Source organism: Pseudoalteromonas sp. NZS11_1, assembly GCF_015864275.1.
Taxonomy (GTDB): domain Bacteria; phylum Pseudomonadota; class Gammaproteobacteria; order Enterobacterales; family Alteromonadaceae; genus Pseudoalteromonas; species Pseudoalteromonas arctica.
The window spans coordinates 49,591-66,687 of record NZ_JADYXK010000001.1; the positions used below are offsets into that span (position 1 = coordinate 49,591).

The following is a 17,097-nucleotide window of genomic DNA, read 5'->3' on the forward strand; positions in this document are numbered from 1 at the left end:
TATTACCAAAATTATTTACTCAGTATCGCATAATACGAAGCAATATTAATCCTTGATCAATGAAAAATCCTTACTTATAGGCGATTAATTATTGCCAAGCTTATGGTAGAATCCCAACCTCAATTTTTCATAGAGTAAGATCACGCAGATAATGACCGCATCTTCACTTAATTCACGAGAAAAACGCGCCGCAGTATCGCTGGCGAGTGTGTTTGCATTTAGAATGCTCGGCTTGTTTATGCTGATGCCTGTATTGGCTATTTATGGACAATCGCTTGAAGGTTTTTCGCCTATTTGGATTGGTTTTGCCATTGGTGCGTATGGTTTAACGCAAGCCGTATTGCAAATACCTATGGGTCGATTATCCGATAAAATTGGTCGTAAAAAAGTTATTGTTGGTGGTTTAGTCGTATTTGCCATTGGCTCTGTAGTTGCTGCATTAGCTGATTCTATTCAAATGGTTACCGTAGGCCGCGCTCTACAAGGTATGGGCGCAATAGCCAGTGCACTACTCGCGTTTGCTTCAGATTTAAGCCGCGATGAGCAACGACCAAAAGTAATGGCTGTTATTGGTATGAGCATAGGAATGAGCTTTGCCTTTGCTATGTTACTTGGGCCAATTGTTGCTGCTTCGTGGGGTATTGCTGGTGTATTTTGGTTGACTGCTATTTTAGCTGTTTTTGGTATATTTATAGTGACGATGCTAGTGCCAAATGCGGTAAATAAAGCACCCAAAGGTGATACATTAGCAAGCTTTAGCGACATTAAAAAACTAATTAAGCACCCTCAGTTAGCACGATTAAATGCAGGTGTATTGCTATTACACTTAACGCTAACCACAATATTTGTCGTACTGCCGAGTCAATTAATTAAAGATGGCTTAGTTGCCGACCATCACTGGTATTTGTATATTCCGGTGTTGTTTTTAGCATTTTTATTAATGGTACCAATAATGATTGTGGCCATTAAAAAAGAAAAAGAAAAACAAGCATTTATTGGCTCAGTAGCCTTGTTAACTATTAGTATGCTAGCAATGTCGGTATGGGTTAATAGTGTAGTAGGCATTGCTGTGTGTATGCTGCTTTATTTTGTGGCGTTTAACTTTTTAGAAGCCACTATGCCTGCGCTTGTATCGCGAATAGCACCTGCAAGCCAAAAAGGTTCAGCAATGGGTGGCTACTCATCTAGTCAGTTTTTAGGCGCCTTTTTAGGCGGTATGTTAGGTGGTTATGTAGCACAAACTACAACGACGCAAGCTGTGTTTGCGGCAGCGGCACTTGTTGGGTTAATATGGCTTATTATTGCGTGGAAAATGCAAGTCCCACCCAAAAGTAAAGTTATTAGTTTAATGACCAAATTAGATTCTGAAGAGCATGCTCAAACACTTGCTTCTCAGTTAGTTGCTTTACCAGGCGTAATAGAAGCAACTGTGGTTCGCGATGAAAGTCGCAGCTATTTAAAGATTAATGATAAAGAATTTGACCTAGACCAAGCACGTAAAGTAGCTGGTTTAATCTAACATTTATAGGAGATGGTTCCATGGCACGCGGTGTGAACAAAGTAATTTTGGTTGGTAATTTAGGGCAAGATCCTGAAGTTCGTTATATGCCTAACGGCAATGGTGTAGCAAATATTACCTTAGCAACTTCGGATAGCTATAAAGATAAAAACACTGGCCAAATGGTTGATAAAACTGAGTGGCATCGTGTTGTGTTCTTTGGCAAATTAGCTGAAATTGTTGGTGAATATTGTCGTAAAGGTTCACAAATTTATGTTGAAGGTAAGCTTCAAACACGTAAGTGGACCGATCAACAAGGCCAAGAAAAATACACTACAGAAATAGTTGTAGATGGCTTTACTGGTCAAATGCAAATGTTAGGCGCACGTGGTGGCGATCAGCAAAGTGGTGGTTACCAAGGTAATCAGCCGCAAGGTGGTCAACAAAGCGGTGGTTACGGTCAAAATAACCAAGGCCAAGCCGCACAGCAAAGTGGCTATAATCCGCAGCAACAAGCTGCACCAGCAGCACAACCAAAACCGGCTCCAGCACCACAGCAGCAAAGTAATCAATATCAGCCGCAAGGTGGTTATGCACCACAGCAAAAAAGTGCACCACAACAGCAAGGTGGTTTCGCTCCTAAACCACAAAGTGCTCCGCAAGGTGGCGCATCAAACCCAATGGAACCAACCATTGATTTTGACGACGATATCCCGTTCTAGTTTTCCAACTTTTACAGTGTAAAGATTTATTATAGAAAAGCCCCGTATGAACGGGGCTTTTTTATACGAGTTGTGTAGTGAGGGCAACCCAGAACTATCAATGAATATCGTCATTAAGCAATAAAATGAAATAGTATTAGTAAACATGTTAAATTATGGTGGTATTTACATTTTATTTAATTGATATATATATCGTTAACACTTACCATTAAAGGACTTTCACCTTGATTACACAATGAGAAACATGAAAACTAATATCTTATTTTTATTTCTTGTTTTTCAATTTGTGAGTCCAATTTCAAACGCTCAACCTTCTTCAAATGTTACTCATGTTTTATTTATAAATTCAACAAACCAAGATATGCCTTGGCACAAAAGTGTTGATTCTGGACTGCGTAAAAAACTTATAGGACGTTCTTTTAGTTATGAACTCTTCGTTGAAAATATGGATGTAAACCGATTCGATGAAGCAAATCAAAAACAGTTAATGAAGGACTACCTCAAACAAAAATATAAAAATAAGCACATCGATATCATTGTTACTCAGTCTCCTTCTGCAGCAGTACTTTTATCGCAATTAGATGACTTTTTTATAAATGCTCCAAGAATATATTTGGAACCAGGCGCTCAATTCAGTTTGCCTAAAAATACTAACGGAGCAGTGATCCAAGCTAAATTAGATTACGCGCAAGCAACAGCAAGCGCTGTTAATTTAATGAAGCCTAAAAAATTAATCGTTATATTAGATACAAAAAACGATATTGGGATGAGCTTTTATCGAGGGCTCTTTTCGGTTATTAACCGTGACTTTTCGTATTTAGACGTAGAGAAGTGGTTTGATCTTTCAATGCCAGAGCTACTCACTAGAGTAAAAAATGCGCCAGATGATTCAATTATATTGTTTACACCCATTTTCAGGTATTACGATAATAAATCCCTTAGCCCTTATCAGCTAGTAGAGCGATTAGCTAAAGCAAGTTCAGCGCCCATTTTTAGTTATTGGGAGGTACTATTAGGCTCAGGTGTTGTTGGTGGGTATGTGTTGTCGGGTGAAAAAATAGGTGAACGTATTGCCGATTCGATAATTTTATACAATGAAAATAAAAGCTTAAGTGCAATCAGTGGTGAAGGGCTAAGTGTTTACGCTTACGACTGGCGTCAATTAAACAAGTTCGATATAGCTCCACAAAGCTTGACGGAAAAGTCGATTATATCTTATTACGAGCCAACCTATTTTGAGCAAAATAAAACATTAATTTACAGCGCTACTGCGATTATTTTTATTCTTAGCAGCTTTTTAGTTTTCGTATTGTTTTTAAATCAACGCCGCATTCAACTTTTAAAAGAGCTTGATGAAGAAAAGCAAAGATTAGAGTCTCGCGTTGAACAGCGTACTGAAGAACTGTTGCAAGCCAAAGAAGAGGCCGAAAAGCTGACATCTGCTAAGTCTGAATTTTTAGCAAATATGAGTCATGAAATTAGAACTCCTATGAGTGGGATTATTGGCTTAACCAACATTTTGCTCGAAAAAGGTTTGCCTGGAGAATATGAGCATTATTTAAATAAAATTAAATATTCTTCAGATCAACTTCTTGTAGTTATTAACGATATTTTAGACTTTTCAAAAATTGAGTCTGGAAATATTAACCTTGAGGAATTTCCTTTTTCTGTAAATTCGGTTGTTGACTACATCAAAGCAACTTTTGATGAGCTAGCTCAACGCAAAGGGATCACATTTGATATTGTCATTGGTAAAGAGGTTAAACTCGATTTAATAGGTGATGTAGTTCGAATAAACCAAGTACTGCTAAATTTATGCTCTAACGCAATTAAATTTACTACACACGGCTTTGTATCGGTATTAATAGAATCAAAAAGATCGTTAGCTGATCCTAAGAGCGTTTGTTTGTATTTCATTGTTAAGGATTCCGGTATTGGGATTGCTGAGCAAAGCCTTGCCGATTTATTTGAATCTTTTACTCAAGCTGACAGCTCTACAACCAGGAAGTTTGGCGGTACAGGTTTAGGTTTAACTATAAGTAAGCGTTTATGCCAATCGATGGGTGGGGATATAACGGTAAAAAGTACTCAAGGTGTAGGTAGTGAATTTATAGCTTCGATTAAGGTGAAATTGAATAACCAAGCATTGATTGATAATACTCCCGACCTAACTTTTACTGATTCGTTCGAGGTATTAATTGTAGATGATAATGAAGATGATCTTAAGGTAATTGAAAATCAGCTAACGGCTATGGGGCTAGTATGTACGGCCTGTCAATCTGCTAAACAAGCTATTGATATTATTGAACACAATAAAGAGAAATTTAAAGTTGTTATTGTCGACTGGGCAATGCCATCAATGAGTAGCGAAACTTTTTTAATACGCATTTTCAATATTAACCCTCAACTTTATAACAACACGATTGTGCTTATAATGAGTGACGAAAGTTTACTTAATAATGCAGCCAAAAAAGTAAGTATAAAAACTATTTTGCAGAAACCTGTATACACGAGTGTTTTGTATGAGGCGATTGAAAGTAAAGTAGTAGCCCCTCTTAATGAGGTGCCTAAAGTAAATACTGTGAGTGAACAGTCGCTGGCAGGTATAAAAATATTGGTTGCGGAAGATAACTCGATCAACAGACTAATCGTTACAAACATACTAGAGAAGGCTGATGCTCAAATTTATTTGGTCGGCAATGGATTAGAATGTATTCAAGCCGTGAAATCACAATCGTACGATATTATTTTGATGGATATTCATATGCCTATTATGGATGGGGTTGAGGCGAGTAAAATTATTCGTAGCGATAGTGACAAAGCAATCGCAAATATTCCAATAATTGCTTTAACAGCTAATGTTATGAAAGATGATATTATACGATACTTATCCATTGGCATGAACGCCCATGTTGCAAAGCCTATTAAAGCGCAAAATCTACGTGAAACTATAATCCACTGTTTAAATAAATAGCTGAGCCATTAAAGTGATTTAATAATTATATATATCAAATGCCTGTCGTAATATCTCCCGTTGCTTGAGCCTGTTTTGAATAACTTAAAATAGAATTTGACTCAAAGGTTTAATAGGTAGTTTAACTAGTTATAATCACGGCAATTAAGCGGATCTCAAAAATATAAAATCTAAGCAATGCAAAAATAACAAAGCCATGGAATCCTCCATGGCTTTGCAACGTTACTTTTATAGTGCAGCAACAACTTCGACTAACGTGTCTTTGGCATCTCCAAAGAGCATTTGTGTATTATCTTTAAAAAACAATGGATTTTGTACCCCAGCATAACCAGTTGCCATACTGCGTTTTAAAACGATAGACGCTTTACCATGCCAGCATTCAAGTACTGGCATGCCGGCGATAGGGCTATTTGGTTCATCAAGTGCTGACGGGTTTACAATATCGTTTGCACCAATCACAAGTGAAACATCAACTTGTGGAAAATCGTCGTTTACTTCATCCATTTCAAAAACAATGTCGTAAGGAACTTTAGCTTCAGCTAATAATACATTCATTTGTCCAGGCATTCGTCCTGCAACAGGGTGTATTGCAAAGCGCACGTTAATGTCTTTTTCACGTAATTTACTTGTGAGTTCAGAGACTATTTGCTGCGCTTTTGCAACGGCCATTCCGTATCCAGGAATAATCATTACTTCTTTTGCGCTCATGAGCAGCTCTGCTGTTTCGGTTGCACTGATTGTTAGTACTTCACCTTGTTCTTGATCCCCTGCAGGTAAAGCTTTTACATTGCTACTACCGAATCCACCGGCAATGACGGATAAAAAATTTCGGTTCATAGCTTTGCACATTATATAGCTCAAAATAGCTCCGCTTGAACCAACTAATGCACCAATTACAATGAGTAAATCGTTATTTAGCATAAAGCCTGTCGCGGCAGCGGCCCAGCCTGAATAACTATTAAGCATAGATATAACAACCGGCATATCGGCACCGCCAATTGCCATCACCATATGAATACCAAAAACTAAAGCAAGAGCTATCATAATAACCAGTGGCAACATGCCATTACCAACAGCAGACTGCACAACGAATTGCTGTCCAAGCCACGCTACAGCAACTAATAAAACAAGATTAAATATATGTCGCCCTGGTAGTGTTAAAGGCTTACTGCCTATTCGACCAGATAATTTACCAAAAGCGGTAATTGAACCTGAAAGTGTAATAGCACCAATCAAAACACCTACATAGGTTTCAATATCGTGAATGGTTAAGTCAATTCCTGTAAAATGACTAGAAGCATCCGCAAAGTTAGCATACCCAACCATTATAGCCGCGAGCCCGACTAGACTGTGTAAAATAGCAATCAGTTCTGGAATTGCAGTCATTTGCACTCGTTTTGCTACAAGTAAACCAATACTGCCACCCACTAATAATGCAATCATCAACTCAATATAGTTATTGGTAACAACACCTAAAACAGTCGCAAAAAGAGCAATAACCATGCCTGAAATACCATACCAATTACCTTTACGGGCAGTTTCTTGATTGGATAGGCCGTTTAAAGCCAAAATAAAAAGAACCATCGCAGCAATGTATGCCACGGTTACAATACCAGTACTGATCATGACAACCTCACTTACGGAACATTTTGAGCATGCGATGTGTTACAGCAAAGCCGCCAACAATATTAATACTCGCAATTAACACGGTAAAAACGGCAAACCATTTAATAGTGTCGTCTGTTGAGCTTATTTGAATTAAAGCACCGATAACAATAATGCTTGAAATGGCATTGGTTACACTCATTAAAGGCGTATGTAGTGCAGGCGATACACTCCAAATAACCATATAACCTACAAAGCAGGCTAAGACAAAAACGGTAAAATGAGACATAAAATCAGCGGGTGCAACGCCACCAAGCCCAAGCAATGCTAATGCACCGATAGCGGCGCCAATAATAGGTCCAAATACCGATTTCTTTTTCTCAACAATAGTGGGTTTAGGTTTAGGTGTAGCCGCAACCTTTTTAGGGGGGGCTGATAGTGTGGGCGCTGGTGGCGGCCAAGTTGTTTTTCCTTCAGTACATATAGTTGCACCTAAAACAACGTCGTTTGTCATATCAACAAAGAGTTTGCCATCTTTTTCCGGGGTCATTTCGGCTAACAGGTTGTGTAAGTTATTACTGTATAATTGGCTCGATTGTGCAGCAAGGCGACTTGGTAAATCGGTGTAACCAATAATCGATACACCATGGCATACGGCAACCTTACCCGGAACTGTTAATTCACAGTTTCCACCTTGTTCGGCTGCAAGATCGACTATTACGCTGCCGCTCTTCATTGATGCAACCATCTCGCTGGTGATTAACTTAGGCGCTGGTTTTCCGGGTATGAGTGCGGTAGTAACAATTATATCAACGTCTTTAGCTTGCGCTGCAAACAATGCCATTTCGGCTTCGATAAATTCATCGCTCATTACTTTAGCGTAACCGCCTTCGCCTGAGCCGTCTTCATCTTTAAAGTCGAGCATTAAAAACTCGGCGTCCATGCTTTCAATTTGCTCTTTTACTTCAGCACGCGTATCAAATGAGCGAACAATTGCGCCCATACTTTTTGCAGCCCCAATAGCGGCTAAACCAGCAACACCGGCACCAATTACAAGTACCTTGGCGGGAGCAACTCTTCCTGCTGCTGTAATTTGTCCGGTAAAAAACCGGCCAAAATGTTGAGCTGCTTCTACAATTGCACGATAGCCTGATATGTTGGCCATTGAGCTGCGGGCATCCATTTTTTGTGCCCGAGAAATACGAGGAATGCTATCAATTGCAATGGCGGTGATACCACGCTGAGTTAAATCTTTTAGCATCACTGGGTTTTGTGCCGGCCATAAAAAACAGATTAATGTTTGTCCGCTTTTTAGTAATGTATTTTCATCACCTTCAGGTGCTTGTACTTTTAGTATAATATCAGACTGTGCCCATACATCTTGTGCTGAGTTAACTATTTTACAACCAGCTTCACCATACGCATCATCGGCGTAATTAGCCGCCATTCCTGCACCAGTTTCAATGACAACATCAAAACCAAGCTTTGTTAATTTACTTACTACATCAGGGGTCGTTGCGACTCGTCGCTCGCCAGTGTGGATTTCTTTTGGAACACCAATTTTCATTGTCGAACCTCGATTTAAATGCTATGAAGAGGAATTAATATGTATCTAGGCGTTATGGAATTAGCGATACGATGAAATATGTTATTTACTAACATGAATCCACCGTATTTATTACTGTTTAAAGTGTAAAATCAATAACTACACGAGATGGTACTTTGCCATGTTCGAGTCTTTCAAATATTTCATTAATAGCGCTTAAAGGCTGTAATTCAATATCCGCCTTAACTTTGCCTTGCGCCGCAAAAGCGAGCGCTTCGGCCATATCTTTGCGGTTCCCAACAAATGATCCTTTAATAGTGATGCAATTTGCTACTACATCAAATAATGGCGTCGGAAACTCACCAGGCGGTAAGCCAACTAAAACACATGTACCGTGTTTACGGGTCATATTAACCCCTTGCTCAAATGCTGGTAGGGAAGGAGCCGTAATCAGTACGCCATGGGCGCCACCTTGCGTTATTTCTTTGACGGTGTCTGCTGCATTATCTGTTTTAGCATTTACGACTGCATCGGCGCCAAGTAAGGTTGCGTGTTCAAGCTTACCGTCATCAATATCTATCGCACACACTTTAAGACCCATCGCCTTGGCATATTGAATCGCTAAATGACCAAGTCCACCACAACCTGAAATTGCTACCCACTCACCTGGTTTAGCATCGGTTTCTTTAATACCTTTGTAAGTTGTAATACCAGCACAAATTATAGGGGCCGCTTGTACTGCTGATAAGCCATCAGGAATAAGTGCAACGTAATTAGGATCGGCAATAATATACTCGGCAAAACCACCATCTTTAGTGTAGCCACCAAACTCAGCATCAGGACATACTGGTTCATAAGCACTTAAGCAAAATTCACAGTGTCCACAAGCTGAATATAGCCACGGAACACCGACTCTATCGCCTACTTTTACGCTTGTAACACCTTCGCCAATTTTGGTAACTAGCCCAATGCCTTCATGGCCAGGAGTAAATGGTGGAGTTGGTTTTAATGGCCAATCACCGTTTGCTGCATGTAAATCTGTGTGGCATACACCGCAGGCTTCTGTTTTAACTAATATTTGCCCTGCATTAGGTGATGGAATATCTAAATCGCGTAGAACTAAAGGTTTGCCAAATTGCTCAACAACGGCTGCTTTCATTTTGTTATTCATAATCGTTCCTATTAATATTTAAGGGGTTTTTATTAAACTGCGCTATTTAAAATGGCGCATCAATGTCAACAACGTCGATTAGTTTGTGGTTAACAAACTCTTTAATACCCAAGCCAATTAGTTCACGACCATAACCAGAACGGCGAACACCACCAAATGGTAAGTCGGCTTTTACCATCGTTGGATGGTTTACAAACACCATGCCGGTAGATATTTTTTTGGCAACTTCTAAGCCATGATCAGGGTTTGACGTAAATACAGAGCCACCTAAGCCAAATGGAGAGTCGTTCGCAATTCTAATTGCGTCATCTTCATTTTTTGCACGAAATAACATAGACACAGGACCAAAGAATTCCCAGTTGCGAGCCGGATTATCTTCACTAATATTCGTTAAAATAGTGGGTTGTACAAAGGCGCCTTGACTAGGTACTTTAGGGCCCACTTCAGTGGCAGTTGCACCAAGCTTGATCGCTTCGTTAATTTTAACTTTTAGTTCATCAGCTGCACCTTGTGATGACAATGGTGCCAAAGTAGTCGTTGGATCTAGTGGATCGCCTGCTTGCAACTTAGCAACACCAGCAGTATAAAGTTCAACAAACTCATCATAAACTTCATCTTCGATGATCATTCGTTTAGACGATACGCATACTTGTCCACCGTTCCAATGACGACCAAATACAGCCCAATTAACCGTTTTTTCCATTTCAGCATCAGCAAGTACAACAAATGCGTCTGCACCACCAAGCTCTAATGTAGACTTTTTAAGTGCTTTACCAGCGGTAGAAGCAACGATTGCACCAGCGCTTTCAGAACCGGTAAGTGCAACACCACGAACTAATGGATGAGAAATGATCATTTCTGTTTGGGAATGTGCGGCGTATAGGTTTTTAAAAGCGCCTTTTGGCAGACCAGCTTCGAGCATAAGTGCTTCAAATGCTGCTGCACATTGTGGAACAATACCCGCATGTTTTAGTAGCATAGTGTTACCCGCTGACAATTGCGGCGCAATAATACGAGCAACTTGATAATACGGAAAATTCCATGGCTCAATGGCAAGCAATACACCAAGTGGTTCATGGATAATAATTGCCTCGCCCTCAGCTGGATCTGCAACGGGTAATTTTTCTGATGCGAGAAGTCTCTCAGCATTATTCGCGTAGTACTCTAAAATAGCTGCGGATAATTCAACTTCAGCCTTTGCTTCTGATGTTATTTTACCCATTTCTAAAGTTAATAAGTTGGCGTAACTAACTACATCTTTACGTAATAAGTCAGCCGCTTTTTGCATTATTTTAGCGCGAGAAGAGAAAGGTGTTTTTTTCCATGATTGAAATGCAGAATCGGCATTTTCTATTGCTTGAGTAATTTCAGCATCAGTAGCATCAGGAAAAGTTTTTATAACCTCACCTGTATATGGATTTGTTGTTGCATAGCTCATGATAATATCCTCAGTTAAATTAAATAAGACTCTTATTTTAAAATTAATAACGCTTAGAAGCTGCGTGTATAATTATGGTAAAACAAGTACTAAAGTGAGGCTATTCGTGGTGTTACGTAAATACATGTGGGAATCCACATCTTGAAAGTATAACTGTTTGATTTATTTATTTTTAATCACTCAGTTAATCCTTGACGCGGATGGGAGTGATAACGGATTATAAAATAATGCAGTGCGTAGTGGGTAAACGCACTAGTTATTAATCAACGAGGCGCTAGTTTAAATTCATCATGAATTACAGTGATAAAAAATCGAAAGTATTTTCCTCATCCCAATTAGCTATTTTATTGTACGCAATAATGGTAGGAATACTGGTTACGTGTTTAATGATTTTTATAGTATTTCATATAGATTCCCAAGAGCGAATCCATATTGAACGAGTAACGCAAAATACTGCCCAAGGTATTAAAGCACTGCTTAAAGATGATTTGGAAGGGCGAATAACATCACTGTCAGAGTTATCTAAGTTGTCTTCTATATCAAGCGATATGCCACAAGGTGATTGGGAAGTAATCAGTAAAACATTGTACGATTCGCAACATGGCTATCAAGCCATAGGTTGGATTGATAGATCATTACATGTGCGAAGAATAACACCAAAGCAAGGTAATGAGATCGCCATCGATTTTAATTTGGCATTAAATCCGCCTGCATTGTTAGCCGCAATAAAAGCACAAAATACAGAACAAGCAGTCGTCACAACACCTTTGCAATCTATTTATGGTGGAGAGGGTATCGGAATATATATTCCTATTTTTAACACCAATAAAAAGAATAAAAAACTAGAGGGTTTTATTGCAAGTGCGTTGATTTTTGAACCTTACATTAAGACAGTTGTACCTGCATTTTTACTTAAGGAATATCATTTTACGCTGTTTATTGATGGGCAAAAAGTATATTCAGATCAAACAAATTCATTTCCTGTTACAAGCATTTGGGATAAAAAAGCATCCTATGATTTACAAGGTCATAAGTGGGAGATAAGCATATCGCCCAGTGATGAGTTTTTGTATATTGCTCACTATAAAATCATGAGAATTTTAATTTCACTTGGTATTTTTATTGCTTTTTTAATTGTGTTGGCTGCTTATACTTATTTATTTGCACGCAGTAAAATAAAAGACGGGCGTTATAAGATTGAATATTTATTAAAAAATCTTCCCGGCATGGCATATCAGTCTTTTAATACTATGAGCTGGCCTATGATACTGGTTAGTGATGGGTGCGAAAGTTTAACTGGTTATTCTCGAGCTGAGTTTAAAAAAAATAGAATGCTGTGGAGGGAAATAATACATTCAGATGATTATGAGCGGGTACAGGCGTCACTTACAGAGGCTGTCAAAGAAAAACGCTCCTTTGAACTTGAATATAGAATTAATACCAAAAATAGTGGGATCAAATTAGTGTGGGAAAAAGGAGGACCGGTTAGTTCTATTTTTAATGGTGAAGTTATTATTGAAGGATTTATTAATGATATTACCTCTATTAAGCAGGCTGAAGCTGACCTAATTAGTAGTTATGCTTTCTCTGATGCGGTAGTAAATTCAGTTGTTGAAGCCGTTATTACCATTGATCAATACGGGCTTATACAAAGTTTTAATTTTGCTGCGCAAGCTATGTTTGGTTATACCTCAGATGAAGTAAAAGATAAAAACGTAACAATATTAATGCCTACATCATTTAGTAAACACCATGACCAGCATTTAGCTCAATATTTAAAAACGAAGCAGACGCATATTATTGGTGTGGGTCGTGAGCTTGTAGCTAAGCATAAAGATGGCACAACATTTCCAATTCACTTATCTGTAAGTGAAATACAGAATCATGAAAGTACAATGTTTGTAGGTTTGATTCGAGATATTACCAAGCAACGTGCGTCAGAAGACCAAGCTCGGCTTCATACTGAACAATTAGCGCATACCGAAAGGGTCAATGCATTGGGTGAAATGGCAGCAGGAATTGCACATGAAATAAATCAACCTCTGACGGCTATTTCTCTTTTCTCTCAGACGGCAAAAAACTTTTGTGAGAAAGGGAGGTTTGACAAACTCCCCTTAATATTTGAAAAACTAAGTTTACACTCTCGTCGAGCGGGAGCCGTTATTGAGCGTATGCAGTTAATGACCAAAAAAGGGCAACGATCAAAAGAAGTCATTGATTGTATATTTTTAATAAAAGAAGTAACAAACCTAGCAGAATCAGAAGCGCGACTTCGCAATATTACGGTCAGAATAATTACATGTGATGAACAAATTGATGTGTTTGTTGATCGGGTGCAAATAGAGCAGGTTATTCTTAATTTATTACGCAATGGTATGGAAGCTATGCAGTTAAATGCTTATAAAAATGATTCAAAAATAGAGCTCGAAATAAAATTGAATGAAGATAAATATGTTGAGATATCAGTGGCTGATACCGGTGCAGGGTTACCTGAAGAAATGAGAGAGAAGTTATTTAAACCCTTTTCATCAACCAAAGAAAATGGCACAGGCATCGGTCTATCTATATCTAAAAGCATTGTTGAAGAACATGGTGGGCATATTCACTTTTATGACAATAAGCCAACAGGAGCTATTTTTATGTTTACTTTGCCAACACATAATAGAGGAGTCGTTTATGAGCGATAAGCAAAGCGTTTTTATAATTGATGACGATGAAGGTATTCGTGAAGGGCTTGAAATACTACTAGACTCTATTGATATTGACGCTCAGAGCTTTAGTTCAGGCGCTGCGTTTTTGGATGTATATAATGAAACCATGGCTGGTTGCTTAGTATTGGATATACGTATGCCTAAAATGAGTGGTTTAGAGCTACAACAAAAACTTAAAGATTTAAATTGCTCATTACCAATAATATTTATTACCGGGCATGGTGATATCCCGATGGCTGTAGAAGCGATGCGTTTAGGAGCAATTGATTTTATTAGAAAACCATTTAATGAACAGCACTTGATTGACCGTATTAATGAGGCATTGGTACTTGATGAAAAACAACATGAAAAATCACTCGATAAGCATAAAAATAAGATTAATGTTGAATCGTTGTCGAGTCGAGAACGTGAAGTGTTTGAACGAGTGACTGATGGGGCAATGAATAAAGTAATCGCGTGCGATCTTAGTATTAGTGAACGCACCGTTGAAGTTCATCGCTCTCATGTAATGGAAAAATTAGGTGCTAAAACACTCGCTCAATTAGTGCGAAGTAAAATTATGTATGAGCAATTAAATTAATTATCAGTCCATCTATTTAATAATGCTGAAATGACACAGACTTTTAAACAGCCCCCATGTGGGCCTTTATTTAATATCTAACTAATTTAAACTATTATGTCTCGTTTATCAGAGTGTTTTTTGTTTAGCGCTATTAATAAATGTTTAAACTTGCTTTACGACCTTGTACTTCTATAGATATTGAACAACACTTTAGTTAATAATTTAACGGGTGGCAGGCTATGCAAAAGAGTAAACTCTGGCTTTTCAAGTACTTCAAAGGTATCTCTTTTGTCTTATTTTTAATGATGCTTATTAGTTTTAATTTCGTTTTAAATGATGCATTACATCAAAAAGTTCATGCTTCTGGGCAGCAGTTCGTTAAACACGTTTACGAGCTGAATTTATCTCCTTCTATAAACAATGAAGTGTTGGCCGCATTAGCTAAAAGTGAAGGTTTTGTGTTGGAATGGCCAAAGCCTGCAGAGCATTTTAGGCATTTAGTGAATATAGAGCGCGAAGTTTTTTCTTACAAAACATTAAGTTTGAGCCTCTATCACTATCCTGCTTGGGTAACACAAAGTTACTTATTTATATTGCTAAACTTGATCATATTAGGCGCCGCTGGCTGGTCTTATCGCTGGTGGGGGTTATTGAATGTAAGTCGTAAAATTACGCCCAAAAATACAATGATACAACCTACTAAAATTATTAAACAAAAACAAAATAAAATACGATTAATTAAACAAGTAAAAAAATGCGAATTAAGTTCTTTGTATGGGGTTAATAGAGCATCACATAGCTTATTTTTACTCATTGAATGTGACTTTGATAAGAAAACCGATAAAGAAGCTATTTTTAAAGTGTTAATCACTAGAAAATTGACTGGATTTAAAGATGTGTCGGTAAAAATACTAAATTCCAATTACTTAGCCATCACCTTGCCACATATATCTACTCCCGAGTTAGACAGCTACGTTGAAAAGCTTCATCAGAGCGTGTTTTTACTATGCCAAAATTATCAAAAAAGTATGACTCATAAAAACATTAAAATAGGTGCGTGCGACTATCGAGTAGGCGCAGATAAAATTGCGGTTTATCAGTTAGCAAAATCAGCACTTATGCTATCGCAAAGCAGCTCAGTACAGCACTATCACCGCTTAGCGTTAAATTATTACCAAGAAAAACCACTCTCGAGTAAACAGGTTATCGAAAATATTAAAAAGAATAAGTTTATATTATTCTTCCAGCCTTTATTTGAGCTCTCTAGTGGGGAGATTTTACAACATGAAGCGCTTATTAGGGTTAGGCATAGCCAACTTGGATTACTAGCTGCTCGTTATTTTATTAATCAGGTTTATAGTAATCAAGACGCTTTAATATTAGATAAAGCCGTAATAACACAAGTTAAAAAGCTAATGCTGAGTGAATCTTCGGCTCAAACAGTTAGTGTAAATCTACACCCTAAAAATTGGTTTAACGATGTATTTTGGGAGTGGTTACCTAGTCAAATAGCTGAACTTAAATTAAGTGCTAAATTACAATTTGAAATAAGTGAGACAGAATTTTTTACTCATAGAAAATCGATAACTAATGCACTAAATATAATTAAAAAAAGCCGTTCACAAGTTGTGATTGATAATGTAAAAAGTAGTGAGAAAGTAGCTGTATTAGCTGATTATAACCAAGTATGTGGGCTTAAATTATCATACGAATTAATTCATTTGTTAAATGAAAAAACTCAAAATCAAAGGCAAATAAAAAAGATAGTCGAAGCCGCAAACCTTTTAAATTTACCCGTATATGCCGTTGGCGTAGAGACTCAAAAAGAGTTGTTTACGCTTGCCAAGTTGGGAGTGGTTGGAGCTCAAGGGTTTTACTTTTCAGAGCCACTTCAAGAGTTTACGCAAGCGGTATTTCATTAAATTAAGCCTCTATATTTAAGACCATTTAGCCCCTGAAGTCCGCCGGTATGGACCGCAATAATCTTACTCCCAGATGGGAAATAATCTTGCTCAATAAGTTGCCACAATGCATACATCATTTTTCCGCTATAAATAGGCTCAAGCGGTAGGTTGTGTGTGCGGCCTATATCTTGGCAGAACTGCCATAACTCAGGTGAAAATTTTCCATAACCACCACCATGAAACTCTGTGAGTAACTGCCAGTTAGTTTGATTATTAGCTTTAGCGCTCAGCTTTTTTATTTCTTCATTTAAATAATCAGCTTGTTTTAATACCGCTATACCAATAATTTGTGTAGTTGAAGCACTGCCTTCTATTAATCCAGCAAGCGTGCCACCGCTACCTGTAGGACAAGCTAAGTAGTTATGTTCGGGTAAGCTTTGTACTAACTCTTTACATCCTAATAAGGCGTGCTCGTTTGTACCACCTTCAGGAATGATATAAGCATTTGGAAAGCGCTCTTGCAAAGCATTAAGGTAATCGGTGTCTTGGCGTTTTCGATACTCTATACGATTAACAACATGTAGGTTCATACCACAATGTTTTGCAAATTGGATTGTTGGGTTGTTGTTATCCAGTTCTGGTCCGCGAATAATCGCGTGAGTTTTTATATTAAATTCTTTTCCTGCGGCTGCGCAGGCGTGAATATGGTTTGAAAACGCACCACCAAAAGTCAGAAGCTCTGTTTTATTTATCTTTTGCATATGCGCTAAATTGTATTTTAATTTACGCCATTTGTTACCACTTATTAGCGGATGTAGTAGATCGTCACGTTTTATACCTAAACAAATATTTCTCTTTTTTAGAAACGTTGTATCTATTTGCTGAATATAGTTATTTTCTTTAGTTTCAAATGATTTATGCATATTTATTAGTTTTCAACTTGGCAAAGTAAATAAAATGTACGAC

The 17,097-nt window shown here is 37.9% G+C and carries 11 protein-coding genes; 6 read left to right on the forward strand and 5 right to left on the reverse strand.

Annotated elements, in window-relative coordinates:
* Positions 1–151 precede the first annotated feature (151 nt).
* From I6F44_RS00210 to I6F44_RS00220, 3 genes are all read left to right on the forward strand, one after another.
* The gene (locus tag I6F44_RS00210; protein ID WP_010553785.1) at positions 152–1,519 is read left to right on the forward strand and encodes an MFS transporter; all 1,368 of its coding nucleotides are present in this window, start codon (positions 152–154) and stop codon (positions 1,517–1,519) included.
* 20 nt (positions 1,520–1,539) lie between these two features.
* Entirely contained in the window at positions 1,540–2,220 is a 681-nt protein-coding gene (ssb, locus tag I6F44_RS00215) for a single-stranded DNA-binding protein (protein WP_165724866.1), read from the forward strand.
* 244 nt (positions 2,221–2,464) lie between these two features.
* Entirely contained in the window at positions 2,465–5,194 is a 2,730-nt protein-coding gene (locus tag I6F44_RS00220; RefSeq protein WP_197173082.1) for a response regulator, read from the forward strand.
* A gap of 228 nt (positions 5,195–5,422) precedes the next feature.
* Here the strand turns inward: I6F44_RS00220 and pntB are convergent, their stop codons facing one another.
* The 4 genes from pntB to I6F44_RS00240 all read right to left on the reverse strand — a co-directional run bounded on the left by pntB (position 5,423) and on the right by I6F44_RS00240 (position 10,954).
* Positions 5,423–6,817, reverse strand: a complete 1,395-nt coding sequence (pntB, locus tag I6F44_RS00225; protein ID WP_197173244.1) for a Re/Si-specific NAD(P)(+) transhydrogenase subunit beta — start codon at positions 6,815–6,817, stop codon at positions 5,423–5,425.
* Between the two features lie 10 nt (positions 6,818–6,827).
* A complete protein-coding gene (locus I6F44_RS00230; RefSeq protein WP_121954964.1) occupies positions 6,828–8,366 on the reverse strand; it encodes a Re/Si-specific NAD(P)(+) transhydrogenase subunit alpha in 1,539 nt (512 codons plus the stop codon).
* 118 nt (positions 8,367–8,484) lie between these two features.
* Positions 8,485–9,504, reverse strand: a complete 1,020-nt coding sequence (gene adhP, locus I6F44_RS00235) for an alcohol dehydrogenase AdhP (RefSeq protein WP_197173245.1) — start codon at positions 9,502–9,504, stop codon at positions 8,485–8,487.
* Positions 9,505–9,562: 58 nt separating this feature from the next.
* On the reverse strand, positions 9,563–10,954 hold the full coding sequence (locus I6F44_RS00240) for an NAD-dependent succinate-semialdehyde dehydrogenase (RefSeq protein ID WP_101163341.1): 1,392 nt from the start codon (positions 10,952–10,954) through the stop codon (positions 9,563–9,565).
* Positions 10,955–11,244: 290 nt separating this feature from the next.
* Between I6F44_RS00240 and I6F44_RS00245 the strand changes: the two genes are divergently transcribed.
* From I6F44_RS00245 to I6F44_RS00255, 3 genes are all read left to right on the forward strand, one after another.
* A complete protein-coding gene (locus I6F44_RS00245; RefSeq protein WP_197173083.1) occupies positions 11,245–13,641 on the forward strand; it encodes a PAS domain S-box protein in 2,397 nt (798 codons plus the stop codon).
* On the forward strand, positions 13,631–14,245 hold the full coding sequence (locus tag I6F44_RS00250; RefSeq protein WP_024589873.1) for a response regulator transcription factor: 615 nt from the start codon (positions 13,631–13,633) through the stop codon (positions 14,243–14,245). The genes I6F44_RS00245 and I6F44_RS00250 overlap by 11 nt, the downstream gene beginning before the upstream one ends.
* Before the next feature lie 221 nt (positions 14,246–14,466).
* Positions 14,467–16,149: an EAL domain-containing protein gene (locus I6F44_RS00255; protein ID WP_231612760.1), complete on the forward strand. Its 1,683-nt coding sequence runs from the start codon at positions 14,467–14,469 to the stop codon at positions 16,147–16,149.
* On the opposite strand, the gene I6F44_RS00260 is transcribed toward I6F44_RS00255, so the two are convergent.
* Positions 16,146–17,054 carry a 1-aminocyclopropane-1-carboxylate deaminase/D-cysteine desulfhydrase gene (locus I6F44_RS00260; RefSeq protein ID WP_121953572.1) on the reverse strand — a complete coding sequence of 303 codons (909 nt, stop codon included), beginning with the start codon at positions 17,052–17,054 and terminating at the stop codon, positions 16,146–16,148. The two genes, I6F44_RS00255 and I6F44_RS00260, sit on opposite strands and share 4 nt — an antisense overlap.
* Between the last annotated feature and the right edge of the window lie 43 nt (positions 17,055–17,097).